At 63.4% G+C, this 24672-nt stretch carries 23 protein-coding genes; 13 read left to right on the top strand and 10 right to left on the bottom strand.

The genetic code is table 11. The features are described 5' to 3' along the window. The first annotated feature begins 24 nt into the window (after positions 1-24). From CO731_RS15250 to CO731_RS15240, 3 genes are read left to right on the top strand one after another with little or no spacing between them, the layout of a single operon-like run. Positions 25-279: a hypothetical protein gene (locus CO731_RS15250; protein WP_108607848.1), complete on the top strand. Its 255-nt coding sequence runs from the start codon at positions 25-27 to the stop codon at positions 277-279. An 11-nt stretch (positions 280-290) separates the two neighbouring features. Further along, positions 291-605 (top strand): antibiotic biosynthesis monooxygenase, encoded by a 315-nt coding sequence (locus CO731_RS15245; protein ID WP_108607847.1) that lies wholly within the window; start codon positions 291-293, stop codon positions 603-605. A gap of 2 nt (positions 606-607) precedes the next feature. Next, positions 608-979, top strand: coding sequence for a VOC family protein (locus CO731_RS15240; protein ID WP_108607846.1), 372 nt, complete (start codon positions 608-610; stop codon positions 977-979). A gap of 17 nt (positions 980-996) precedes the next feature. Here the strand turns inward: CO731_RS15240 and putA are convergent, their stop codons facing one another. Beyond that, a complete protein-coding gene (gene putA, locus CO731_RS15235; RefSeq protein WP_108607845.1) occupies positions 997-4602 on the bottom strand; it encodes a bifunctional proline dehydrogenase/L-glutamate gamma-semialdehyde dehydrogenase PutA in 3606 nt (1201 codons plus the stop codon). A 169-nt stretch (positions 4603-4771) separates the two neighbouring features. Here putA and CO731_RS15230 point away from each other — a divergent pair, with 169 nt between their 5' ends. Next, positions 4772-5224: an Lrp/AsnC ligand binding domain-containing protein gene (locus CO731_RS15230; RefSeq protein WP_108607844.1), complete on the top strand. Its 453-nt coding sequence runs from the start codon at positions 4772-4774 to the stop codon at positions 5222-5224. Here the strand turns inward: CO731_RS15230 and CO731_RS15225 are convergent, their stop codons facing one another. From CO731_RS15225 to CO731_RS15210, 4 genes are all read right to left on the bottom strand, one after another. Then, on the bottom strand, positions 5225-6433 hold the full coding sequence (locus CO731_RS15225; protein ID WP_108607843.1) for a cytochrome c peroxidase: 1209 nt from the start codon (positions 6431-6433) through the stop codon (positions 5225-5227). Positions 6434-6437: 4 nt separating this feature from the next. Next, entirely contained in the window at positions 6438-6878 is a 441-nt protein-coding gene (locus CO731_RS15220) for a FixH family protein (RefSeq protein WP_199914474.1), read from the bottom strand. 255 nt (positions 6879-7133) lie between these two features. Continuing rightward, entirely contained in the window at positions 7134-8591 is a 1458-nt protein-coding gene (locus CO731_RS15215; RefSeq protein ID WP_108607842.1) for an NAD-dependent succinate-semialdehyde dehydrogenase, read from the bottom strand. 165 nt (positions 8592-8756) lie between these two features. Next, positions 8757-9707, bottom strand: coding sequence for an AEC family transporter (locus CO731_RS15210; RefSeq protein WP_108607841.1), 951 nt, complete (start codon positions 9705-9707; stop codon positions 8757-8759). Positions 9708-9874: 167 nt separating this feature from the next. On the opposite strand from CO731_RS15210, the gene CO731_RS15205 reads away from it, so the two are divergent. From CO731_RS15205 to CO731_RS15180, 6 genes are all read left to right on the top strand, one after another. Next, the gene (locus CO731_RS15205) at positions 9875-10420 is read left to right on the top strand and encodes a histidine phosphatase family protein (RefSeq protein ID WP_108609862.1); all 546 of its coding nucleotides are present in this window, start codon (positions 9875-9877) and stop codon (positions 10418-10420) included. Positions 10421-10556: 136 nt separating this feature from the next. Continuing rightward, entirely contained in the window at positions 10557-10865 is a 309-nt protein-coding gene (locus CO731_RS15200; RefSeq protein WP_183260656.1) for an acyl carrier protein, read from the top strand. A gap of 17 nt (positions 10866-10882) precedes the next feature. After that, positions 10883-12070 (top strand): beta-ketoacyl-ACP synthase, encoded by a 1188-nt coding sequence (locus CO731_RS15195; RefSeq protein ID WP_108607840.1) that lies wholly within the window; start codon positions 10883-10885, stop codon positions 12068-12070. An 18-nt stretch (positions 12071-12088) separates the two neighbouring features. Continuing rightward, complete coding sequence (locus CO731_RS15190) at positions 12089-13360, top strand: beta-ketoacyl-ACP synthase (RefSeq protein WP_108607839.1); 1272 nt, start codon at positions 12089-12091, stop codon at positions 13358-13360. A gap of 42 nt (positions 13361-13402) precedes the next feature. Then, the gene (locus CO731_RS15185) at positions 13403-14431 is read left to right on the top strand and encodes a zinc-binding dehydrogenase (protein ID WP_108607838.1); all 1029 of its coding nucleotides are present in this window, start codon (positions 13403-13405) and stop codon (positions 14429-14431) included. A gap of 64 nt (positions 14432-14495) precedes the next feature. Continuing rightward, positions 14496-15443: a lipid A biosynthesis lauroyl acyltransferase gene (locus CO731_RS15180; RefSeq protein ID WP_108609861.1), complete on the top strand. Its 948-nt coding sequence runs from the start codon at positions 14496-14498 to the stop codon at positions 15441-15443. A 14-nt stretch (positions 15444-15457) separates the two neighbouring features. Here the strand turns inward: CO731_RS15180 and CO731_RS15175 are convergent, their stop codons facing one another. The 5 genes from CO731_RS15175 to CO731_RS15155 form a co-directional block, all read right to left on the bottom strand. After that, entirely contained in the window at positions 15458-16378 is a 921-nt protein-coding gene (locus CO731_RS15175; protein WP_108607837.1) for a DmsC/YnfH family molybdoenzyme membrane anchor subunit, read from the bottom strand. A 3-nt stretch (positions 16379-16381) separates the two neighbouring features. Continuing rightward, positions 16382-17149, bottom strand: coding sequence for a 4Fe-4S dicluster domain-containing protein (locus tag CO731_RS15170; protein ID WP_108607836.1), 768 nt, complete (start codon positions 17147-17149; stop codon positions 16382-16384). Further along, positions 17146-19986, bottom strand: coding sequence for a molybdopterin oxidoreductase family protein (locus CO731_RS15165; protein ID WP_108607835.1), 2841 nt, complete (start codon positions 19984-19986; stop codon positions 17146-17148). Before CO731_RS15165 ends, CO731_RS15170 begins: the two co-directional genes overlap by 4 nt. A 194-nt stretch (positions 19987-20180) precedes the next feature. Beyond that, positions 20181-21008: a hypothetical protein gene (locus CO731_RS15160; RefSeq protein ID WP_108607834.1), complete on the bottom strand. Its 828-nt coding sequence runs from the start codon at positions 21006-21008 to the stop codon at positions 20181-20183. Positions 21009-21163: 155 nt separating this feature from the next. Continuing rightward, entirely contained in the window at positions 21164-21589 is a 426-nt protein-coding gene (locus CO731_RS15155; RefSeq protein WP_108607833.1) for a L,D-transpeptidase, read from the bottom strand. 311 nt (positions 21590-21900) lie between these two features. On the opposite strand from CO731_RS15155, the gene CO731_RS15150 reads away from it, so the two are divergent. From CO731_RS15150 to CO731_RS15140, 3 genes are all read left to right on the top strand, one after another. Then, the gene (locus CO731_RS15150) at positions 21901-23502 is read left to right on the top strand and encodes a flavin monoamine oxidase family protein (RefSeq protein ID WP_245439363.1); all 1602 of its coding nucleotides are present in this window, start codon (positions 21901-21903) and stop codon (positions 23500-23502) included. A 49-nt stretch (positions 23503-23551) separates the two neighbouring features. After that, the gene (locus CO731_RS15145; protein WP_108607831.1) at positions 23552-23965 is read left to right on the top strand and encodes a cytochrome c; all 414 of its coding nucleotides are present in this window, start codon (positions 23552-23554) and stop codon (positions 23963-23965) included. Positions 23966-24091: 126 nt separating this feature from the next. Then, positions 24092-24592: a RidA family protein gene (locus tag CO731_RS15140; protein WP_108609860.1), complete on the top strand. Its 501-nt coding sequence runs from the start codon at positions 24092-24094 to the stop codon at positions 24590-24592. Positions 24593-24672 lie beyond the last annotated feature (80 nt).

Genomic DNA, 24672 nt, shown 5'->3' with positions numbered 1-24672 from the left:
AGACGCATCGAAAGGCACAGGCGCATGCTCGGACTGAACAAATTCGATCAGATGGTGAAACGCCCGGGCGACGGCCTGCTGCCGGAAATGCGCGAGCTTTTCGAACGGCTGGCGACCATCAGGGCAAGCGCCAACGTCACCGAACTGGCAAACTATCGCGATCAGTCCAGAATTCAGTCCGGGCCAAACCCAGCTGTGGCCGCGGACCGGTCCGCTCCCAATGTCGTGTCGCTACGCAGCGTTCAAAACAAGTTACAAACGCAACGAAAGACCCGTTGAAAGGAAATACCATGTACATCGCAATGAACCGCTTCAAGGTGCAGAACGGCTCCGAGACGGCCTTCGAGGACGTCTGGAAGAACCGCGATTCTTCACTCAGCGAGATGAAGGGCTTCCGCGAGTTCCATCTGCTGCGCGGCCCGGTCAACGAGGCCGAGGACTACACGCTCTACGCTTCGCATACGGTATGGGCCAGCCAGGACGACTTCGTCGCCTGGACTAAGTCGGAAAACTTCCGCGCCGCCCACAAGAACGCAGGTTCCTCCAAGGCGTCTTATGTCGGCCACCCGCAGTTCGAAGGTTTTTCGGTCGTCGAAGGCGCCTGAACATGACCGACCTCGCCCGCAGCATCCCGGTACTGCCCTCGCCCGACATGCGGGAGAGCCGCGATTTCTATCGCGACAGGCTCGGTTTCGAGGTCATCGGGCCTGAAATGAACGACTACCTGATCGTCCGTCGCGGCGAGATCGAGATCCATTTCTGGAGATCGGACGACCGCAAGCTGCCGGAGGTGTCGTCCTGCTACATCAGGGGCGGCGAAGTGCCGGCCCTCCACGCGGAATTCCTGGCCCGCGGGGTCCAGAAGCTCAGCGATTTTGCCGTTCGGCCGTGGAACATGAAGGAATTCTACATCCACGATCCGCACGGCAATCTTTTGCGTTTCGGCTGCGCGCCGGAAGAGATCGAGGGGCAGGCCTAGGCCTGCCCCTTTTCGTTTCAGGCGGACGCCAGCAGGCTGGCATTGCCGCCTGCCGCGGTGGTGTCGACGCAAACGGCGCGTTCATGGGCATAGGCGGCGGGGTAGATCACCTCGCTCACCAGCGGCACGATCGGCCCCTTGCGCTCCGCGATCACCTTGCGGACGATGCGCATGCTCTCTTCCGTACCCGAATAGGCGACGACATCGACAGCCAGCGCACGGGTCTCGACCGGATCGGGCCGGCCATCGATCGCCGCGATCGGCAAGCCCTTGCCGAGCAGCGGCTGGAGCGCCGCCGGCGCGCCGGGAGCAACCGCCAGAACCGCATTGCCGGCAGCAAGCGCCTGGATCGCCTGGGCCAGAAGCGTATCGGCGTCAGGCCCGAGGCAGAGAACGCGGCCGCGCGGGTTGAGCGACAAGGTGTTCGCCTCGCCCGTCGGTCCGGGCAGATCGACCTGGCCGAAGTCTATGCTCGCCGCGGCGGCAATCGCAGCCGCGCCCTTGCCGCGCAGGTGCTTGCGCAGGATGGCGATGCGATCGGGGCGCGTTGCCCATTCGCCGGCATCGACGAGGTTGTCGACCAGTTCCGTCGCCGTGACCTTGTGGCCCTCCGGCAAAACGGTGCCTGCTTCCGGCGCCTTGCGGAAGCGCCTGAGATAGTGCGGGCCGCCCGCCTTGGGGCCGGTGCCCGACAGCCCCTCGCCGCCAAAGGGCTGCGAGCCGACGACGGCGCCGATCTGGTTGCGGTTGACGTAGATGTTGCCGGCATGGATGCGGTCGACCATGTGCTGGACGCGGCCCTCGATACGCGTGTGCAGGCCGAAGGTCAGGCCGTAGCCCTTGCGGTTGATCGCCGAGATGACGCTGTCGAGTTCATCGGCCTCAAAGGTCGCGACATGCAGCACCGGGCCGAACACCTCGCGCTCCATTTCCTCGATGCCCTTCACGCGGAAGACATGCGGCGCGACGAAACGGCCGTCGGCAGGCGCATCCAGCTTGGCGATGAGCTTGCCCTTGGCTTCCATCTTCGCGCAGTAATCGCGGATCGATGTCTGCGCTTCCTCGTCGATGACGGGACCGACATCGGTCGACAGCTGCCATGGATCGCCGACGGTCAGCGCATCCATCGCGCCCTTCAGCATCTCGACCATCTTCTTTTCGACGTCGGTCTGGACATAAAGCACGCGCAGCGCTGAGCAGCGCTGGCCGGCACTCTGGAACGACGAGGCCAGCACGTCGCGGATCGCCTGCTCGGGCAATGCGGTGGAATCGACGATCATCGCGTTGAGGCCGCCGGTCTCGGCGATCAGCATCGCATCGGGGGCCGCGGTCTCGGCCAACTGCTTCTCGATCAGCTTGGCAACCTCGGTCGAGCCAGTGAAGCAGACACCCGCAATGCGCGGATCGGCGGTCAGCGGCGCGCCGACATTGGGGCCGTCGCCGGGCAAAAGCTGGATCACGTCTTCCGGCACGCCGGCTTCGCGCATCAAGGCGACCGCGCGGGCGGCGATCAGCGGCGTCTGTTCGGCGGGCTTGGCGATGACCGAATTGCCGGTGACGAGTGCCGCCGCGATCTGGCCGGTGAAGATGGCGAGCGGGAAATTCCACGGTGAAATGCAGACGATGGCGCCGCGCGCCTCGGTGCCGGCCTCGGCTTTCTCACCTTCGGCGGCGTAGTAGCGCAGGAAGTCGACAGCCTCGCGCACCTCGGCCACGCCGTCAGCCAGCGACTTGCCGGCCTCGCGAGTAGCAAGTGCAAAGAACTCGGCAGCATTCGCCTCGTAGAGATCAGCGGCACGGCGCAGGATCGCGGCGCGTTCGGCCACCGGCTTCTTGGCCCAGGCTGGCTGCGCCTCGATGGCGAAGCGCACGGCCGTAGGCACCTGCTTGGCCGCGGCCTCGGTCACGGTGCCGACGATGTCGCCCGGCTTGGCCGGGTTGATGACCTTGCGCGACGCGCCATAGCCGGCGGCACGGGTAACCGGTTTCGCCGTCCACCTGTCGGGGCCCTTGAAGCTGTCCTTGGCCTTGTCGAGCGCGGCCAGGGTCACCGTGTCGGTGATGTCCCAGCCCTTGGCGTTCTTGCGGCCGGCGCCGAAGATCGCCGCAGGAACCGGGATCGACGGATTGGAGGCGGGCCCTTGCATCTCCACGGTGTCGAGGGGATCGCGGGCGATATCCTCCGGCGCCACGTCCTCGTCGGTCAACTGATGCACGAAGGACGAATTGGCGCCGTTTTCGAGCAGGCGGCGGACGAGATAGGCGAGCAGGTCGGAATGCGCGCCGACCGGCGCGTAGATGCGGCAGCGCGTGCCCTCGGCTTTGCGAACGGTCTCGTGCAGCGCCTCGCCCATGCCGTGCAGGCGCTGGAATTCGAAAGACGTGCGATCGTTTGCCATCGACAGGATGGCGGCCACCGTATGCGCATTGTGTGTGGCGAACTGCGGATAGATGCGGTCCGTCATCGACAGCAGCTTGCGGGCGCAGGCCATGTAGGAGACGTCGGTGTTGGCCTTGCGCGTGAACACGGGATAGCCCGGCAGGCCGAGCGCCTGGGCCCGCTTGATCTCGGTGTCCCAATAGGCGCCCTTGACTAGGCGCACCATGATGTTGCGGTCGAGCTTGTTGGCAAGCGCGTAGAGCCAGTCGATGGCGAAGGCCGTGCGCGGCCCGTAGGCCTGCACGACGACGCCGAACCCGTTCCAGCCTTCGAGTTGCGGATCGGCCAGAACGCGTTCGATCACGTCGAGCGACAGATCCAGGCGATCGGCCTCCTCGGCGTCGATGTTGAGGCCCATGCGGGCATGCTTGGCGGCAAGGCACAGCGACAAAAGCCGATCGGCCATCACCGGCAGCATCTCGTCCCGGTGCGAGACCTCGTAGCGCGGGTGCAGCGCCGAAAGCTTGACCGAGATGCCGTGGTTGTAGCGGATGTCGGGGCCGTTGGTGCCGTTGTCGAGCGACGAGATCGCTTCGGCATAGGCGCGATGATAGCGCAGCGCGTCGGATTCAGTGCGGGCGGCTTCGCCCAGCATGTCGAAGGAGTAGAGATAACCCTTCTGGATCATCGAGCGGCCGCGCTTGACCGCCTCGGTGATGGTACGGCCCAGCACGAACTGCTCGCCCATTTCGCGCATGGCAGCCGCCACCGCGGTGCGGATGACCGGCTCGCCAAGGCGGCGGACCATCGAACGCAGCGTGCGCTCGATGGAGCCCTCGCCTTCGTCGAGCACGCGGCCCGTGAGCATCAGCGCCCAGGTCGACGCGTTGACGAAAATCGAGCTCGAACCACCCGAATGCGACGACCAGTCGTGCGGCGCGATCTTGTCCTTGATCAGGTCGTCCATGGTTTCGGTATCGGGCACGCGCAACAGCGCTTCGGCCAGGCACATCAGCGCCACGCCTTCCTTGGTCGAAAGGCCGTAGGCGGAGAGGAAAACCTCCATCAGCCGCGGGTCGGTCGAGCCGCGTACTGCGCGCACGAGGTCGGCGGCGCGGGCGGAAATCGCCTTGCGGTCTTCAACCGAAAGATTGGCGGTTGCCGAAAGCCTTTTCAGCGCCTCGGCTTCGTCGGGGAGGTAGTTGGCGCGGATTTCCTGGCGGATGGCGTCGAGCGCGAGCATGATGTTCCTGTCGAGCGGTTGAGGCTGTGCCCGGCGGGAAACTCGCTGCCGAGCCTTTTGTCGAAAACTAGCACAACACCCAAGATATAGCCGGTCCAAACAATTCGACTTTGCAGCTCAAATCGTCTACGAATTTGCCAGCCCACCATTCATCAAAGCTGCCATTTCGATGACTGAAGACCATTTGGACCGCATCGACCGCAACATCATGTTCGCACTGTCGCGCGACGGCCGCCTGTCGATGGCAGAGCTTGCCACAAAAGTCGGACTTTCCAAGACCCCGGTGCAGGCAAGGGTCAAGCGGCTGGAAAAAGATGGCTACATCAAGGGCTATCAGGCGGTGATCGACAGCGAGCGCATGGGCGAAGGCCACGTTGCCTTCGTCCAGGTCAAGCTGTCGGATACCCGCTCGGCCGCACTCGACGATTTCAACCGGGCGGTGCACGCCGTGCGCGAGATCGAGCAGTGCCACATGATGGCGGCGAGCTTCGACTACCTGCTCAAGGTGCGCACCAAAGACATCGCCGCCTACCGACGCGTGCTCGGCGAACGCATCTCCGCCCTGCCCCATGTTGCCCAGACGTCGACGTTTGTGGCGATGGAAACGGTCAAGGACCGCTGATCAGTCCGACAGCGTCTTGAGAAACGCCAAAAGGGCGGCGCGCTCACGGTCGGAGAGCTGGAGCGGGTGGATTTCCGTCTCGCCTTCCACGCTCGCTTGAGCCCTAACGTAGTGGTCGACCACCTGCTCGAGGGTGGCCAACTGGCCGGCATGCATGTAGGGCGGCCGATCCGCCACGCCGCGCAGCGAAGGCGTCTTGTAGGCTCGGACCAGTTCCGGCGAGCTCTTCTGCATGAAGCGCAGTTCGCCGCACGCCTCCTCGCCGCCGTCGCGGAATTTTCCAAGGCAATTGAAGGGATCGGCCCGCACCTCGTCGACGACCGCGATGCGGCCCCGGTCGACGGGCAGGCCCGCGACGGGGGGAACGCCCGTATTGTGGAAGTGGTTGTCGGTGAAACGCGGCCCGGTGTGGCATGTCGAGCAATTGGCCTTGCCGATGAACAGTCGCAGGCCGGCCTCCTCTTCCTCGGAGAGCACTGCATCGCCTGCCGGTGCGGTGCCCTTGGCAAGAGCATCGGCGAACCGGTCGAAGCGCGTCGGCGCATGGACCAGCGAGCGTTCGAATGCCGCCATCGCTTTGCCGATGTCGGCGAAGACAAGATCGACGCCATCGCGCTGCTGAACCGTCATCGCCCTCCACGCCGCCTGCTCCGCCGGCGTGCCGAATGGCCCGGCGCTTGCGGGGAGACCATCGAGATCAGGCAAAGGCCGAAAGATCCGCTCGTAACGCTCGCCAAAGCGACGCTTGATGTAATGCGCATAAGAGGTGCGTGTACCGGCGTGCTCCAACGGATTCTCGAGCGGCACCAACGCCTGCGACCACAGGCTGTCGCGGCGGCCGTCCCAGAAGAAGAATGGATCGCGCGCCACGCCCGCCAGCGGCATCGTGCGCCGATTGGTCTGCGCCACTCCGATGCCGCGCGGCAGATCGTCCTGGAACTGGCGGTCGATCTTGTGGCAGGTGCCGCAGGCCACATTGCCGTCGCGGCTCATCCCGGTGTCGAAGAACAGCGTGGCGCCAAGGGCCGCGGCTCCGGGATCGTCGGCAAAACGGTTGGTGGGGTCCGCGGGCAGAGGCGCCAAAGCCGAAAGCGCCATCGACGCTATCGTGCGCTTTTCCGCGTCGGTGAAATCGGCATCGCTGCAGCCCGCCATCGCAGCAGCAAGCGCTGCTGCCGCAATGATGCTGGTGAGCAGCCGGCCCTTCATCGCCTCACAGCACAAGGTTGAACGTGGCTTCGTCGACCCCAACTGGCGCCGTGATGCCGAACTTCAGCTGCCACCAGCCGGTCATAGAAAACTTCATGCCCTCGATGCGGTAGCGGCCATCGCCGAGATAGGCTGTCGCCTCGGGGCTGGTCGGCAAGCCATGGGCATGTTCGGGCATGCCGCCGCCGATGGTGAAGCTGGCATTGTCGACCGGAGTGCCCTGCCGCGTCGTCACCGTTACGATCCATGAATGCAGGTCGCCCTGCCTCGGTTCACTGGTTTCCGGGGCGATCGCGACCGAATAGAGCCCCTTAACGGAGGTCTTCGCCCGTGCAAGGTCCGGCCCCGGTGCCGCCGGCGCGGTCAGGAAGACGACCGCCAGAAACCCAACGGCCAGCGCCACAAGGCCGAATGCCCCGACTACCATGCGCCCTGTCGAACCCATCTGCCCTCCGCGTCTTTGTTGTCAACGAATGCAGTCGGCCGATCCGTCCCAGGCCGCCGATTCACAGGCCGCAACATGGCGCAGTCGCGGGCGGAATACTATTCAGGAAGCGACGGAGAGACAGCTGCGACAAGCACCCAACAAAACGCAACTGAAACAATGGCTTGATTGTCTTTCCCGACTCAATTCCTCAGAAATCTTGGCAAAGAAAACGCGCGGACATGCCGCGCGTTTTCGATGAAGTTGGATCGAGCCTTAAAGCCCGAGGCCGCCGATGCAGACATATTTGGTATCGAGATAGTCCTCAATGCCCTGATGTCCACCTTCGCGGCCCAGGCCCGATTCCTTGACGCCGCCGAACGGCGCCTCGGGCGTGGTGATCAGGCCCTCGTTGACGCCGACCATGCCGTACTTCAGCCCTTCCATCACCCTGAAGGCACGGCCGAGATTGCCGGTATAGAAGTAACTTGCCAGGCCGAACTCCGTGTTGTTGGCGAGTTCGATGGCCTCTTCCTCGGTTTCGAAGCGAAAGACAGGCGCCACGGGGCCGAAAATCTCTTCCTTCATGAACTTCATCTCGGGCGTCGCATTGGCAATCACCGTCGGCTCGAAGAACGAGCCACCGAGCGCATGGCGCTTGCCGCCGGCAACCACCTTGCCGCCCTTGGCGGTGGCGTCGGAGATGAATTCCTCGACCTTTTCGACCGCCTTTACGTCGATCAGCGGGCCCTGCTGCACGCCTTCGTCGAGGCCCGAGCCGACCTTCAGCTTGCTGGAAGCCGCTGCGAACGTCTCGACGAACTTGTCATAGATACCAGCCTGCACGAAGAAGCGGTTGGTGCAGACGCAGGTCTGGCCCGAATTGCGGTACTTGGCGGTGATCGAGCCCTCGACCGCGCGGTCGAGGTCGGCGTCGTCGAAGACGAGGAACGGGGCATTGCCGCCGAGTTCCATCGACACCTTCTTGACCGTGGCGGCAGACTTCTCGATCAGCAGCTTGCCGACCTCGGTCGAGCCGGTGAAGGTGATCTTCTTGACCAGCGGATTGGCGCATATCTCGTCGCCTATCTCCCCAGCCGAGCCCGTCAGAACGTTGACCACGCCCTTGGGAAAGCCGACCTCCTCGCACAGCGCGCCCCAGGCAAGACCCGAATAAGGCGTCTGCGACGCCGGCTTGACGACTGCCGTGCAACCGGCGGCGAGCGCCGGTCCGAGCTTGCGCGACAGCATCGACGACGGGAAATTCCACGGCGTGATCGCCGCGATGACACCCACCGGCTCCTTGGTGACGAGAATGCGCCGGTCAGCCCAGGGCGACGGCACCACGTCGCCGTAGGTCCGGCGCGCCTCTTCTGCAAACCACAGCACATAGGCCGCCGACGAGCCAACCTCGCCGCGGGATTCGGCCAGCGATTTGCCCTGCTCGATGGTCAGCAGTTCGGCGAGCGAATCCTGATTGTCCATGATGGCGTCGTGCAGCTTGCGCAGCAGCTTCGAGCGCTCGAGCGCCGAGGTCTTGCGATAGGTTTTGAAAGCTTCGTTGGCCGCCTCGATGGCGCGACGGGTTTCCGCAGCCCCGGATCTCGGCACGGTGCCGATCTTCAGCCCCGTTGCCGGGTTGATGACGTCAATGGTCTTGCCGGAATCGGCCTGCACCCATTCGCCATTGATGAGATTGGCCTGCCGCATGAACTGACTGGCTTTCTGGAGCATGGCTCACCTCCTGATATGGCGCCGGCGGGACGCGGGAAGCGTCCGCCTTCGGATCGGCCAATGCCCGGCGCGCTTGTGCGAAAATTAGTAGCGCGCCGAAAGCCAGGCGATCAACCACATTATGGCATGGACATGCTGGTCCAGCCTCAATCGAATGTCCCGCCCTCAGCCGAACACCATCGTTGCGACCGTCAGCCAGAAAGCGGTCGTCACCACGGCGCATGCGGTGGCGATGGTCATCTGGTTGGATGCGAGTGCCTGGCCGGTGCCGAATTGCGTGGCGATGAGATAGGAATTGACGCCCGAAGGCAGGCTCGCCGCCGCGACCGCCACCTTGGCCGACAATGGCGGCAGCCCGAACAGCCAGGCGAAGGCAAGCGCAACCGCAGGCATCAGCATCAACTTGAGCACCGACAATGCGAGTGCCGGCTTGATGTTGCCGGAAACGCCGAACTTCCTGAGCCCCAGCCCCATCGCAAACAGCGCGACCGGGCCTGCGATATTGGCCAGTGCATCGACGAAGCGGATCGCGAGCGAGGGTAGCGGGAAACCGGTCACACGCCAGGCAAGGCCTGCCAGAATGCCGATGATCAACGGGTTGGTGAACATCTTGCGCAGGAAATCGCGGACGATGGCGAGCGGATGCACCGGCTCGTTGCGCCTGGGACCGAACATCTCGAAAAGAATGATCGAGGCCATCATCATGGTCGGCAAATGCACCGAGACGATCAGCGAAAGGATCTCGAACCCCTGCTGGCCGAACACGCCAAGCATGAACGGAATGCCGAGCAACACCAGGTTGGAAAAGGCCGATGAGACGCCGCCGACCACGCCCGCCTGTCCGTCGCGGCCGAACAAGCGGGTGGTCGCCAGATGGCCGGCTGTCCAGGCCACCGCAACGGCAATGAAATAGGTCGCCCACAGCGCCCATGGCGCCGAGCCATGGAAGTTCGCACCGATCATGGTGCGGAACAGCAAAAGCGGCAGAGCCACGCCGATGGCGAACTCTGAAAGCGCATCGCCGGTTTCAGTTCGCAGATAGCCGGTCACGCCTGAGATATATCCCAAGGCCACGAGGCCGAAGACGAAGAGTACTGTTTCAGCAAGCGGTGACATCGGCACTCTGGCGAATTCGGGAATCGGCTTGTCAAAGCATTGCTCCCTGACCGGCTCCGATCAAGCTCCCATGCGGCGAGATGAAGCTCTCACCAGCATTTGGCATCGCCTTGCCTTTCATTCGGCTTTGGCATCCCTATATCCGCGTCGCCTGTTCGGGATCATTCATGCTTAGAATTGCCATTGCGGTCATGTTTTTGTTCGGCGCGCTGCCTGCCCACGCCACCGAAGCCGGCTGGGCATTGCTGCGCAACGGCGGCCATGTCGTGCTGCTGCGCAACGCGATGACCACCGGCACTGTCGAACCGCCAAACTTCGACATCGAAAAATGTGCTACCCAGCTCAATCTGTCCGACCGCGGTCGCCAGCAGGCGCGCAAGATCGGCGCATTGTTCGCCGCCCGCGCAGCCCCCGTCGAAAAGGTGTTGGCCAGCCGGTTCTGCCGGACGCTGGAAACCGCCCGCCTCGCCTTTAATGACCAGGTGGTTGAACCGCTGGCCGCGCTCGACAAACCCACCGAGGCAACCGCGGAGGTCGATGTCGCCGCAATCCTGGAGATAATCCGCAACTATTCCGGCTCGGACAATCTCGTGCTCGTGACCCACCTGGAGAACATCCAGGCACTGACCGGAGCGGCGGCGCGCGAGGGCGAAGCGCTGATCGTCGGCCTGCAAGGAGAAAGGCTGCATGTGCTCGGCCGCATCGTCTTTTAGTGGCGCGCCACCCTTGCTTGCCCCGACCTACCCAGCCGGTTGCGTCAACCAAGCCGCAGGATTGGGCCTTTTCCTGCCCGGAAAAACCGATTAGACAGCCCCTCAAAACTATGCGCGCAGAATCTGTCCCGGATTCATGACCGCCCTCATCAAAGGAAAAAACGTGTCCACGACATTCGAGAAAGTCGCCAAGATCATTGCCGAAACCAGCGAGATCGACATCGACACCATCACGCCCGAGAGCCACACCATTGACGATCTGGGCATCGACAGCCTCGACTTCCTCGACATCGTCTTTGCCATCGACAAGGAATTCGGCATCAAGGTGCCGCTCGAGAAGTGGACGCAGGAAGTCAACGACGGCAAGGCTTCGACCGACGAGTACTTCGTCATGAAGAACCTCTGCGCCAAGATCGACGCACTCGTCGCCGCCAAGAACGCCTGAGCACGCTGAAGCCACCCATGGTCAACCGCGACGTCGTCATATCAGGCATCGGCCTTGTCTCCTCGCTCGGAGAAGGCGGCGATGCCCATTGGGACAAGATGACCGCGCCCGGCGTGGCACCGGTCACCGACGCCGAGCGCTTTCATCCCTATGTCGTGCATCCCCTGCCCGAGATCGATTGGGGCCTGCAGATCGCCAAGCGCGGCGACCAGCGGCAGATGGAAACCTGGCAGCGGCTTGGCACCTATACGGCGGGCATGGCGCTCGACGATGCCGGCATCAAGGGCAATGAAGACCTCACCGCGACCATGGACATGGTTGTGGCCGCCGGCGGCGGCGAGCGCGACGAAGCGGTCGACGCCGGCGTGCTGGCGGCATCCGAAAACCGCACCGACCGCGACGTGCTTCTCAATGAGAAGCTGACCACGGAACTCAGGCCTACGCTTTTCCTGGCCCAGCTTTCCAATCTGCTCGCCGGCAATATCTCGATCGTCCACAAGGTCACGGGCTCTTCGCGCACTTTCATGGGCGAAGAAGGCGCAGGCGTTGCCGCCATCGAGACCGCAGCGGCCCGCATCCGGTCGGGACAGTCGACGCATGTGCTGGTCGGCGGCTCGTTCCAGACCGAGCACCCCGACATGCTGCTCGGCTACGAACTCGGGCGCTATCTGCACCGCGGGCCCTGGAAACCCGTCTGGCAAAGGCAGGGCTCGGAAGGTGGCGGCGTGGTCACCGGCTCTGGCGGCGCTTTCCTCGTGCTGGAAGCGCGCGAACATGCCGAAGCCCGCGGCCAGAAGATCTACGCCCAGCTCGGCCCAGTCGTTTCGGGTCGTACCAGGCGTCGCAATGGCGGGCTCGAAGCAGGCATTGCTGAGCTGATTTCCAGGGCTGAGCTGCCCGGCGGCGAGCTGCTGGCGATTTCTGGCGCCTCGGGCGCGCATGCGGCCACGGCTGCCGAAAAGGCTGCGTTGGAAGCCAACCCGGCGATTGCAGCCCGCGCCCTTTCGTCGCTCACCGGACACATGAAGGAAGCGCAGTTCCCGTTCGCAGTGGCGCTTGCCGCGCTCGCCGTCAGCCGCGGCGCCGGCTATCCGGCCTTCGAGGCCGGCGAGAAGGCATTCGCCGGAAAGCCCGCATCAGTGCTGGCAACTGCGGTCGGCTATCACCAATTCGAAGGCATGGCGCTCGTTTCCGCGCCGCGCTGAAGGGTGTCAGGACAAAACATGGCCAATCTGAAGGATCATCTCGGCAGACCCGTCGTCGCCGTCACCGGCATCGGTGTCGTCACCTCGCTTGGCGTCGGCAAGGCCGAAAACTGGGCGGCGCTGACATCGGGCAAGTCGGGCATCCACCCGATCACCCGCTTCCCGGTCGCTCTCCTCAACACCCAAATTTCGGGCATGATCGATTTCCTGCCGTCGAGCACCAAGGGTTCCAGCGCCCTCACATACGAACTGGCGGAGACGGCCGCCAAGGAAGCCGTGGCCGAGGCTGGGCTGGACACTGGGGATTTCGATGGCCCGCTGTTCCTTGCCTCGCCGCCGGTCGAGCTCGACTGGGCCGACCGCCTCGCGCTCTATGCTGGCGACAAGGAAGGCTCCGGCTACGAGCGCCTGCTCAAGGTGGCGCGCAGCCAGAACTCGCTCGACATGTTCGAAACGGCGCAGTTCGGCTCCATCGCCGACCGTCTTGCCGACCTGTTCGGCACGCGTGGCCTGCCGATCACGCTCTCGACTGCCTGCGCGTCGGGTGCCACCGCGATCCAGCTTGGCGTCGAGGCCATCCGCCGCGGCGAATGCGACCGCGCGCTGTCAATCGGCGCCGACGGCTCAGCTACCGCCGAGGCGCTGATCCGCTTTTCGCTGCTTTCGGCGCTTTCAACCAACAACGAGGTGCCGGCAAAGGCCTCCAAGCCATTCTCCAAGGACCGCGACGGCTTCGTGCTGGCGGAAGGCTCCGCAGCGCTCGTGCTGGAATCGCTCGAAAGCGCGCTCGCCCGCGGGGCGGAAGTGCTCGGCATCCTGCGCGGCTGCGGCGAAAAGTCAGACGACTTCCACCGTACCCGCTCCAAGCCGGACGGTTCGCCCGCCATCGGCGCGGTCAAGGCCGCCCTCGCCGACGCAGGCCTCCGCGAAGACGAGATCGACTACGTCAACGCCCATGGCACGTCGACGCCTGAAAACGACAAGATGGAACATTTGTCGCTGTCGACCGTGTTCGGCGAACGCATCCGCAAGATTCCCGTCTCTTCCAACAAGTCGATGATCGGTCACACGCTGTCAGCAGCAGGGGCCATCGAAGCGGCATTCTCGCTGATGACCATGCGCGAGGGCGTCATCCCGCCGACCATCAACTACGACAATCCCGATCCTTCGATCGAGCTCGACGTGGTGCCCAATGTGAAGCGGAAGGCCGAAGTTCGCACCGTGCTTTCCAACTCCTTCGGCTTCGGCGGCCAGAACACCTGCCTTGTCATGGCGCGGGAACCGGTCTAAGCGACCGTCTCAACGTTCCAGAGACAAGGATTTAGCGACATCATGCGCGCATTGCAGCTCGTCGAGGACCGCCGGCTCGAGCAGGTGGACATCGCTCCGCCGCCGCCACCCGGCCTCGGCGAAGTCACGCTCCGCATCAAGGCCGTGGCCCTCAACCACATCGACGTATGGGGCTGGCGCGGCATGGCCTTTGCCAAGCGCAAGATGCCGCTGGTCATCGGCGCCGAAGCCTCGGGCGAGGTCGATGAGGTCGGCCCCGGCGTCACCGGTCTCGCACCCGGCCAGTTGGTCTCGATCTACGGTGCCCGCACCTGCGGCCTGTGCCGCCCGTGCCGCGAGGGTCGTGACAATCTCTGCGAGCATGTCTCGGGCGTGCACGGCTTCCACCTCGACGGCTTTGCCCAGGAAAAGATCAACCTGCCGGCACGACTGCTCGTCCCCGCCCCTCCCGGCGTCGACGCCATTGGTGCTGCAGTCGCCCCAGTCACCTTTGGTACCGTCGAGCACATGCTGTTCGACAACGCCAAGCTCGAACCGGGCGAGACGATCCTGATCCACGCCGGCGGCTCGGGCATCGGCTCGGCAGCGATCCAGCTAGCCAAGAAGGTGGGCTGCACCGTCATCACCACTGTCGGCTCGAACGAAAAGATCGAGAAGGCCAAGGCCCTCGGTGCCGATCATGTCATCAACTACCGCGAAGACCGTTTCGAAGGCGTGGTGCGCAAGCTGACCAGGAAGAAGGGCGTCGACGTTGTCTTCGAGCACGTCGGCAAGGACACCTGGGCTGGCTCGATGTTCAGCCTGAAGCGTGGCGGCCGCCTCGTTACCTGCGGCTCGACATCAGGCGTTTCCACCGACATGAACCTGATGATGCTGTTCCAGCAACAGCTGAAGATCCTCGGCTCCTTCGGCTGCCGCATGGAAAACATGGCCGACGCCATGCAGAAGATGGCCGCCGGTCTCGTCAAGCCGATCATCGACACCGAGGTCGACTTCACTTCCATCGACACCGCACTGAAGCGGATGGAAGGTCGCGACGTGTTCGGCAAGATCATCCTCCGTATCGACTGAGGATTTGCCGGAGTTGCCCCGCAAGAAGGCCAGCAAGATACCCAACCCCACGGTCGTTCGGATCATGGGGCGGTTGCGCATGCTCAACTATTGGCTGGTCGCGCAGGTCGCTCTCGTGGTGCTCAAGCTGCTCCGGCTCTTTCCAGTCGACAAGGCGCTGAACTTCGCCGACCGCGCGGCACGTACCGTCGGCCCGTGGTTCGGCCGCCATCGGGTTGCCCTTGCCAACCTGCGCAATGCCTATCCGGAAAAGAGCGAAGCCGAGATCGAAGCCATCGCCCTCGACATGTGGGGCAATATGGGCCGGCTCGGCGCGGAGTACATCTTCCTCGAGCAGATTTTCGACTTCGATCCCAAGGCAAGCACGCCCGGCCGCATCGAGGTGGCGGGCGACGAGCATTTCGCCGAGATCGCCGGCGAGCAGAAGCCGCATATCCTTTTCACCGCACATCTCGGCAATTTCGAGCTTTTGCCGATTGCCGCCGCGACCTTCGGCATGAAGATCACGGCGCTGTTCAGGCCTCCGAACAATCCCTATCTCGCCGAGTACATCCTCTCGACACGCACGTCGAACATGGGCGACCTGCTGGCCTCGCAGCGCGGCGCATCATTTGCGCTGGCAGGCATCCTCGACCGCGGCGGCAACGTTGGGGTGCTTGTCGACCAGAAATTCAACCGCGGCCTGCGGACGACCTTCTTTGGTCGCGAATGCGAAACCAATCCGGTGCTCGCCATGCTGGCGCGCCACTATGAGTGCGACGTCTATCCCGCCCATTGCGTCCGGCTTCCAGGCAACCTCTACCGCCTGTCCGTCGAGGAAAAGCTGACGCTGCCGCGCCGCGCCGACGGCGCGGTCGACGTCCAAGCGACCACCCAGATGCTCAACGATACCGTCGAACGCTGGATTCGCGAGGATCCGGGGCAGTGGATGTGGTTCCACAAGCGCTGGACGCTTTCCAAGGGAAAGCGCCGGAAGGCCAACAAGACCGACAAGCTGGCTGCCGATTCCTGAGCCTCGCCGACGCGCTACCCGCCGTAATAGTTCATGACGGCGTGACTAGCCTCGGCGAAGAAAAGCCAGCGTTCAACGACCAGGCCAAGCGCATAGAACCCAACGGCAAGTACCGATGCGACGATGGTCACGGCGCCCACGCCTGAGAGCATCGCGACCACCAGCAGCAACACTGGCACGGCGCCGCCGGCAATCATCGCAATCTTCGACAGCTTCAGTGCGTGCTTGCGGGCGACCTTGAAGCCCATCTCACGGGTCAGGTAGTTATCGTTGATGTGCGGCCGCTCGAACAGCCGAACGTGGCCGATATTGCCGAGCCCGGTGGCACTCTCGGGCGTCGACAGGGGCACGAGCGTCCGCAGGCGTGTCCACCATTGGTGCTTGGCAATCCACGCCGCCACAACAGACAGAGCCGCGATTGCGGCGCAAACCGTGCCGCCCGTGCCGGATGAGTACCCGGCGACGGCTGCAAGCAGGAAGCCGCCTGCGGCGGCGAACAACAGGTAGCAAAGCGGCGTAAGCCCGGTGTTCCAGGCCTGGAGCGAGCGCAGCGAGGCATAGATCATTGCCGTGCAGTAGACGGTGATGCCACACATGGCCGTGCCGATGAGACCGGCAACCGGAAGGTACCGCCCCTCGACAACCGAGAACCAGGCGGAAATCGTCAGGGGCACGAAGGTCAGTATTGCCATCACGCCTTCGCGCGACAGCCAGCTCGACTGCCATTGCGACAGCGCCCGCCAGGCGCGCTGCGGATTGCCGAGATGCAGGGTCGACGACAGCAGCCCGCCGGCAATCATCGCCAGCGCAGCCAGATGCGCGATCTTCACCGACAGGGTTGAAGCGTCGAGCAGGCCGAGACCCAGCACCGCCGCCAGGCCGTAGCCGAGCCCGGAAAGCGTGGTGAACAGGATGATGGAAGGTGCAGGATGCATATTTCAGATTCGGTCCAGCATGCCGTCGAGCCAGGCGAAAAAGCCCTTGGCGCCGTCGGTGTTTTCAGCGAGCACCGCCGAACCGGCACTTGCGGCGAGTGGCTTGCGTGCACGCGGCGGCAGATATTTGTTGGTCGGGCGTGTGCCCTGTTCCGGCATCAGGTCGTAGCCGCCACGTTCGGCCACCATGCGGGAGACATCCGAAGTGGGATCGCCGAGATCGCCATAATGCCGGGCATTGGCCGGGCATGTGCGCACGCAGGACGGCACCCGGTCGATCTCTTTCAGCGTCTCATTGTAGACGCGGTCGACGCACAGCGTGCACTTCTTCATCACCCCTGCGGCGAGGTCCATTTCGCGCGCGCCATAGGCGCAGGACCAGGCACACAGCCCACAGCCGATGCATTTGCTCTCGTCGACCAGAACGATGCCGTCTTCGGCGCGCTTGTAGGAGGCACCCGTCGGGCACACGGTGACGCAAGGCGCGTCCTCGCAATGCAGGCAGGATTTTGGGAAATGCACGATGCGCGCTTCGCCCGCCTCGCCGATCACCTGCCCGCCCTCCGGCAGGACCTCGAAGGTGTGGATGCGGTTGAGGAAGGTACCGGAGACATCAGCACCATAGGGGTCCTGATCCGACAATGCGGCGCCATAGCCGCCGGTATTCCATTCCTTGCAGCTGATGACGCAGGCATGGCAGCCGACACAGACATCGAGGTCGATGACGAGCCCGAGTTTTCTGGGCGTTGGCGACGAGGGCAGCAGGGTCATTTTGCCCACTCCTGGCCGTAGCGGAGTTCTTCCGCTTGCGCGCGCTCCGGTGCTACCGCACCAAAATGCGGTTCGCTGACCTCGGCTCGCTCGGCCTTCTCGATGCGCACTCTAAGGTCGTACCAGGCCGCCTGGCCGGTGATCGGATCGGAGTTCGACCAACGCATACCGTCGCCCTTCGGCGGTAGAAGTTCGTGGATCAAGTGGTTCATCAGGAAGCCTTTTTTGGCTTCGGGTGCATCCTTGTCGAGCGCCCAGGCGCCTTCGCGCTTGCCGATCGCGTTCCAGGTCCAGATCGTACTCGAATTGACCGCTTCCATGCGCGCGACCTCGACCTTGATCCGGCCGTGATGCGAGATCACCCAGACCCAGTCGCCGTCGACGAGACCGATCTCGTCGCAGATTGAACCCGGCACGTAGAGCGGGTTTTTCGTATGAATCTGGCGCAGCCAGGCGTTCATCGAGCCCCAGGAATGATACATCGCCGCCGGACGTTGGGTGATGGCATGGTAGGGATACTCCTCGCGGCTGACGGCAGCCTCCTCGAACGGCCGGTACCACATCGGCAGCGGATCGAAGGTGGCGAGGATGCGTTCGCGATGCGTCTCGGGCGCTGCCGGCTCGCGCAGGCCCTCAGCCGACAGCCGGAACTTCTGCAGCGTTTCCTGGTAGAGCTGGAAGGTCACCGGCTTGGGCTCGTCGAAGAAGCCCATGCGAACGGCGAAATCCTGGTAGGCCTTGTTGGCATGCTTGAAGAACTGGGCTTCGAGCGGGATGTGCACTGAGAAGAACGAGCCGTTCTCGATATAGCGATTGAGCTGCTCCGGATTGATCGCCCCGCGCCCGGCCCGGTCGCCGTTGCTGCCGCGAAACCCAGCCAGCGGGCCGATGCCGGGCCGCCGCTCGTGACGCACGATATAGTCGGCGTAGTCCTTGTAGAGCGCCTTGCCACGGCTATCGACGAAGCCAGGCAGCCTGAGCCGCGCGCCGAGGTCGATCAGCACCGATTGGAAACCGCGCACGTCACGGTCCGGCTCGACCACCGGCCAGCGAATGGCGTCCTGCACGGCATCCGGTTCGGATATCGGCCGGTCGAGCAGCGAAATACAGTCATGTCGTTCGAGATAAGTCGTATCGGGCAGCACGAGGTCGGCGTAAGCCACCATCTCGGAGGAATAGGCATCCGAATAGATGATCTTCGGGATGCGGTATTCGCCTGTCTCAGGGTCCTTGTCCTCGAGCATCTTGATGACGCCCGCCGTGTTCATCGACGAGTTCCAGGCCATGTTGGCCATGTAGAGGAACATCAGGTCGATCGGGTACGGATCGCCGGCATGCGCATTGGCGATCACCATGTGCATCAGCCCGTGAGCCGAGATCGGCGCGTCCCACGAGAACGCCTTGTCGATCCGCATCGGCCGGCCTTCGGCGTCGAGCAACAGATCTTCCGGCCCCCGGGGAAAGCCGAGATGCGGGCCCGAAAGCGGCTTGTTGGAGCCGAAATGCTCGGCCTTGCCGTGCGGCGTCGGATGCGCTTCGATCGGCTTGGGATAAGGCGGCTCGAAACGGAATGCGCCCGGGCAGTCGACGGCGCCGATCAGCACCTGCAGCATGTGCAGCGCGCGCGCCGTCTGGAAGCCATTGGAGTGGGCCGAAAGCCCGCGCATGGCATGGAACGACACCGGCCGGCCGACAAACGCCTCGTGGCGCTCGCCATTCATGTCGGTCCAGGGCTGGTCGATGCTGATCGCCTCATCGAAGGCGACGCGCGCGATCTCGGCCGCCAGTCCGCGGATGACATCGGCAGCAATGCCGGTCTCCTTGGCGACCGCTTCCGGCGCATATTGTGGATCGAGGTATTTTTCGGCGAGGAGCTGGAATGACGGCACGGCGAAGCGGCCATCCGGTAGCTCGACCCGGCCCGACAAGGCCGCCCGCGCGCCCCTGGTGCCCAGTGGCACGACGTGCTCGGTCACCGTTTCGAAGACCTGCGGCTTGCCGTTGTCGTCGCGGACGAAAAGCCCGTGTTCGGCGGTTCCCGGCGCATCGACCACCAGCCAGGTCGCGTTGGAATAACGCACGATGTAGTCGACATCGATCTTCCGCGCCTTGAGCAGTTCGTGCACGACCGCAAGGATCAGCAGGCCATCGGTGCCGGGCCGGATACCGATCCAGTTGTCGGCGACGGCGGAATAGCCGGTTCGCACCGGATTGACCGAGACGAAACGCGCGCCGCGCTTCTTGAGCTTCGAGATGCCGATCTTGATCGGATTGGAATCGTGGTCCTCGGCGACACCGAACATGACGAAGAGCTTGGTCCGGTCCCAGTCGGGCGCACCGAATTCCCAAAACGCCCCGCCAATGGTCATGATGCCGGCCGCCGCCATGTTGACCGAGCAGAATCCGCCATGGGCGGCATAATTCGGCGTGCCGAACTGCTGCGCCCAGAACCCGGTCAGCGACTGCGACTGGTCGCGCCCGGTGAAGAAGGCCAGCTTCTTCGGATCGTCCTGCCGGACGCCGTCCAGCCAGTCGGTGGCCAGAGCCAGGGCCTCGTCCCAGGAGATTTCCTTGAACTGACCCGAGCCGCGCGGCCCGGTCCTGAGCAGCGGCGCGCGCAGCCGCGCCGGCGCGTAGTGCTGCATGATTCCGGCCGAGCCCTTGGCGCAGAGCACGCCGCGATTGACCGGATGGTCGCGGTTGCCTTCGATGTAGCGGACCTTGCCGTCCTTGAGATGGACGTCGATGCCGCAGCGGCAGGCGCACATGTAGCATGTGGTCTTGCGGACCTCATCGGAGACGGGCTCCGAAAGCGCTACATGCGGTTCTGATTTCATTCGGCGGGCTCCCTAGGCAAGAGTCCTAGCGAGGCCAACACCGAAAGGAAATGCTTGAAAACGGCTCTCTACGGCAAAATTTGTCTATTTACTGATAGCAACTTAGTTCGAGCGCCTCATGTCGTGCTGCAAATGAAAAGGCCGGGGAGCCCCCACTCCCCGGCCGTCGCAGGCCCGTCTCTGCGAAATGGGGTCTAGAAGAACAGATAGCTCGACCGCTGCGTATCCATCGTCGCGCCATTGCGGTCCTCGTCCAGCAGCGTATCGGCACCGAATGTGGCGCGGATGCCAAGAACCAGCTTGTGAATATTGACATCACTGGATGTGCTGAGGTGATCGAACTGGTAACGGCCAAACACTGTCCAGGGGGTGTTGTCAAAGCGGTAGTTGCCCTGCAGGGCAAGTGTTACCGTGTCACCTTCCGCGCCCGGAAGATCGACCGACCGATAGCCGATTTCGCCATCAAACCGCAGATTTGGCTGCGCAAAGTAGCGCGCCACACCGCGAACGCCCCAGATGTCGGCGTGCTCGGAGAAGCCGGATTGGCGCAACTGGCCATAATAAGCCTGTCCATACAGGGTCACGTTGTCGAAATAGACCTGAGCTTCCGGGCCGACCGTGAAACTATAGAGATCTGTTGGTCCGGTATCGCCACCATAGCCGTTGATAGTGGCAAAGGCGCCTACCGCGAAGCGGCTGGGATCGCGCCAGTAGGCATGCAACGCGCCGCCATAGCTGTTCGCGTCGCCTTCATCGATCCACAGCCCGTCGGCAAAGAGGTCGCCCTGGATGTTCCAGCGCGCATCGATCGGATAATTCAATCTTGCGGCACCGCCGGCAACCCAACCATCCAGGTTGCCGCCGTCAGCGTCGAGCCAAATCCCGCCGAGATAGGCTTCGACATGTCCGGAGACGCGTGGGCCAGCAACAACTGGCTCCTCTACGATGGGCTGAACGACATCTGCTGCGAATGCTGCGGAAGAAGTGAGCGCCAGGAAAGCTGCCGCCAGAACCCGTTTCATGAAATCCCCTCGAAAGAAATTCCAGCCTGAGTTGCAGTCACATTAGCAGGCAGTCGAGAAAATGAGTATGATCTTGCCGACTTGCAAAGCACATTTGGGCCTCCTGTGCGGCAAATCCGCAACATAAGCCACAGACTGCTTGAAACGACAGCATCCTAATTGGTGACGACGATCCTCGTATTGCGCGCGCCAACTTCCTTGACCAAGGCATAGAACCTGGCGGCGTTGGCTGTCTGCAACCGGACGCAGCCATGCGATGCCGGCCGGCCGAGTTGGCGTACAGCGCCAGTGCCGTGGATGGCATAGCCGCCATTGTAGAAGACCGAATAGGGCATCGGCGAGTTGTCATATTTCTGTGAGTACCAGATCCGGTGCAGGCGCTTGGGCCGCCAACTGCCGCGCGGCGTGACATACCCCCTGCGCGCCGTCGACACCGGCCATTGGTGGATCACCCGCCCGCCCATGCTGACCGTCATGGTCTGGCTCGAGACGTTGACCCTGGCGACAAGAACATCGGCGAGTGCCTGCGCCGGAAGTCCAGCAAGAGCCAAAGCGGCGGCAACGAAGAGCGCCTTGTACATCTGTCGTACACTCCCCTGTCCGGCAGTTTTTTCTGCCCTAACGAAGATGGGAGCATGAAAAGTTGTACGGTTGGTAAATATACAACATGAGAGCGAGTGGCGCCCGAAACGGGCATTGCCAGGGGCGACGAAAACGCTCTTCGCCGACTTCCCATGGCATGCCGCCAGCCCCTATCGCCACCCCGGTCTGGCCCAGTTGACACGCCCATGCATGGGCATAGGCTCGCCCCTGCAGCTGGAGCGAGGTTCCATCGTGCTCCAGCCGGATAACGTGCGGCCGACATCGGACCGTCGCCCGGAGGATCTCGAAAATGCAATCATCCCAATATTTTAGCGGTATGAGCAGGCGCAACCTGCTGTCGTTGATCGGCCTGACAGCAGGCTCGGCCGCCATGTATCAGGCCATGACCAGCCTCGGGCTGGCCGTTGAATCCGGCTACAAGGGACCGGTCAAGCTGGAAGGCGATCCGAAGGGCGCCACCGTGCTCATCCTGGGCGCCGGCCTTGCCGGCATGACGGCCGCGCTCGAGCTTCGCCAGGCCGGATACAAGGTCAAGATCCTCGAATACAACAACAGGTCGGGCGGCCGTAACTGGACGCTGCGTGGCGGCGACAGCTATACCGAACTCGGCGGTGCGACGCAGAAATGCGAATTCGACGAAGGGCTCTACATCAATCCCGGACCGTGGCGTATCCCCTACCATCACAACGGGCTTCTGGCCTATTGCCGCCGCCTCGGCGTCACGCTGGAGCCGTTCCAGCAGCTCAATCACAACGCCTTCCTGCATTCGTCCAAGGCGTTCGGCGGCAAGCCGCAGCGCGTGCGCGACATCAAGATCGACTTCCAGGGCCACGTTTCGGAATTGCTGGCCAAGGTCGCCCATACCGGCAAGCTCGAGGGCGGCGTCACCAAGGAAGACCAGGAGATGCTGGTCGAGGCGCTGCGCTCCTGGGGCGCACTCGACAAGGACTATGCCTATACAAAGAGCATTGCGACTTCCGAATTCCGCGGCTTCGCCAAGGATCCCGGCGGCGGCCTCGGCGCGGCACCTGTGCCGAGCGATCCCATTGCGCTGACCGACATCCTGAGTTCGGGCCTGTGGGGCAGCCTCGCCAACTTCGCGCTCTACGAATTCCAGACGACCATGTTCCAGCCGGTCGGCGGCATCGACATGATCGGCAAGGCCTTCACCAAGGAGGTCGGCGATCTCATCACCTACAACGCCAAGGTCTCCAAGATCCATCAGGACGAAAAGGGCGTGACCGTCACCTACGAGGACGTGCAAAAACCCGGCACGACGGCCGAGGAAAAGGCCGACTGGTGCATCTGCACCATTCCGCTGACCATCCTCAGCCAGATCGAGATCAATGTCGGCGCACCGATGCAGGCAGCCATCGAGGCGGTACCCTATGCCTCGTCGGTCAAGGTCGGTCTGCAGTTCAAGCGCCGCTTCTGGGAACAGGACGAACTGATCTTCGGCGGCGTCAGCTATACCGACCTGCCGATCACCCAGATCTCCTATCCGAGCACCAGCTTCAACACCAATGGCAAGGGCGTGCTGCTCGGCGCCTACACCTGGAATGGGCCGCACTCCTACGAGTTCACCTCGATGGCGCCCGAGGAGCGCGTCAAGCGTGCCGTCGAATACGGCACGATGATCCACCCGCAATACAAGGACGAGTTCGAGAACGGCATCTCGATGGCCTGGCACCGTTCGCCCTTCACCCTCGGCTGCGCCGGCGACTGGACCGAAGAAGCGCGCAAGGAGCACTACGACAACCTGTGCCAGATCGACGGGCGCATCGTGTTGGCCGGCGAGCATGCCTCCTACATCCCGGCGTGGATGGAGGGCGCGATCCTGTCGTCGCTCGATGCCATCACCAGGCTGCATCAACGTGTAGTCGCGGGATGACGGCCATGCCGTTTGTCCCTCACCCCTCGTTTTCGCAAGGCATGCCAATATGACCCAGCAACCCAAGCACTCACTCGGCCTGGTGGCCGCAACCGCCCTCGTCACGGCTTTCTCTGCCACGGTGGCACTGGCCGATTCGGCCGGCGCCACATTCAGCGACGGCGACAATTTCTCCGAAAAGACCGGCCAGGAACTGTACGCCAATGTCTGCCAGGCCTGTCACATGGACCAGGGCCAGGGCGCGGTCGGCGCCGGCAAGTACCCGGCCCTCGCCAAGAACGTGAACCTGGAGGCCGGCGGCTACCCGGTCTTCGTCATCCTGCATGGCCTCAAAGGCATGCCTCCGGTCGGCAAGATGATGAGCGACGATCAGGTCGCCGCGGTGGTCAACTATGTCCGGACCAATTTCGGCAACGACTACAAGGATGCGGTAACGGCCGAGGACGTTGCCGGCTCGCGCTGACACATCATCGCCAGAATCGACCCTTGATGATGCCTGTTCAACAGGTTGGAGCGATTCTCTGACCCGTCCAAGGCAGCCGGTGATCCTGCCGACTGCTCCATTTCCATGCGGCAAAAGGAGAAAGAGATGACAAAGATGCGGATCGGCGCCGCTGTGCTTGCGGCTGGCCTTTTCCTCGGCGGAAGCGCGATGGCCCAGGATGTCTTGCGCCACAAAAACCCGAATTCGGACTTCCCGATCGCCCAGGCAGTCGAGGTGCCGGCGGGCAAGACGACTGTCTATGTCAGCGGCGCGGTGCCGTCCGTCGTCGACGAAAAGGCCGAAAAAGGCAGCCTCGCCGCCTATGGCAACACCAAGACCCAGACCGAATCGGTCCTGAAGTCGATCGAAAAGACGCTAGACGGCCTCGGCCTGAAGATGGGCGACGTGGTCAAGATGCAGGTTTTCCTGGTCGGCGACCCCGACAAGGGCGGCAAGATGGATTTCGGCGGCTTCATGGAAGGCTACGTCCAGTTCTTCGGCACCAAGGAACAGCCCAACCTGCCGGCTCGCTCGGTGATGCAGGTCGCCGGCCTCGTCGCTCCCGGCTGGCTGGTCGAAATCGAAGTCACGGCCGTTCGTCCCTAGCGCCCCTCCCAAGTCCGGCTGCCCGGTTTCCGGGCAGTCGGCGCGCTCGACACGTTTGCGCGGATGCGCAAGACTGTAAT

The sequence above is a fragment of the Aminobacter sp. MSH1 genome (genome assembly GCF_003071665.1).
GTDB classification, from domain to species: Bacteria; Pseudomonadota; Alphaproteobacteria; order Rhizobiales; family Rhizobiaceae; genus Aminobacter; species Aminobacter niigataensis.
This window is presented reverse-complemented; position numbering and strand designations above follow the sequence as displayed.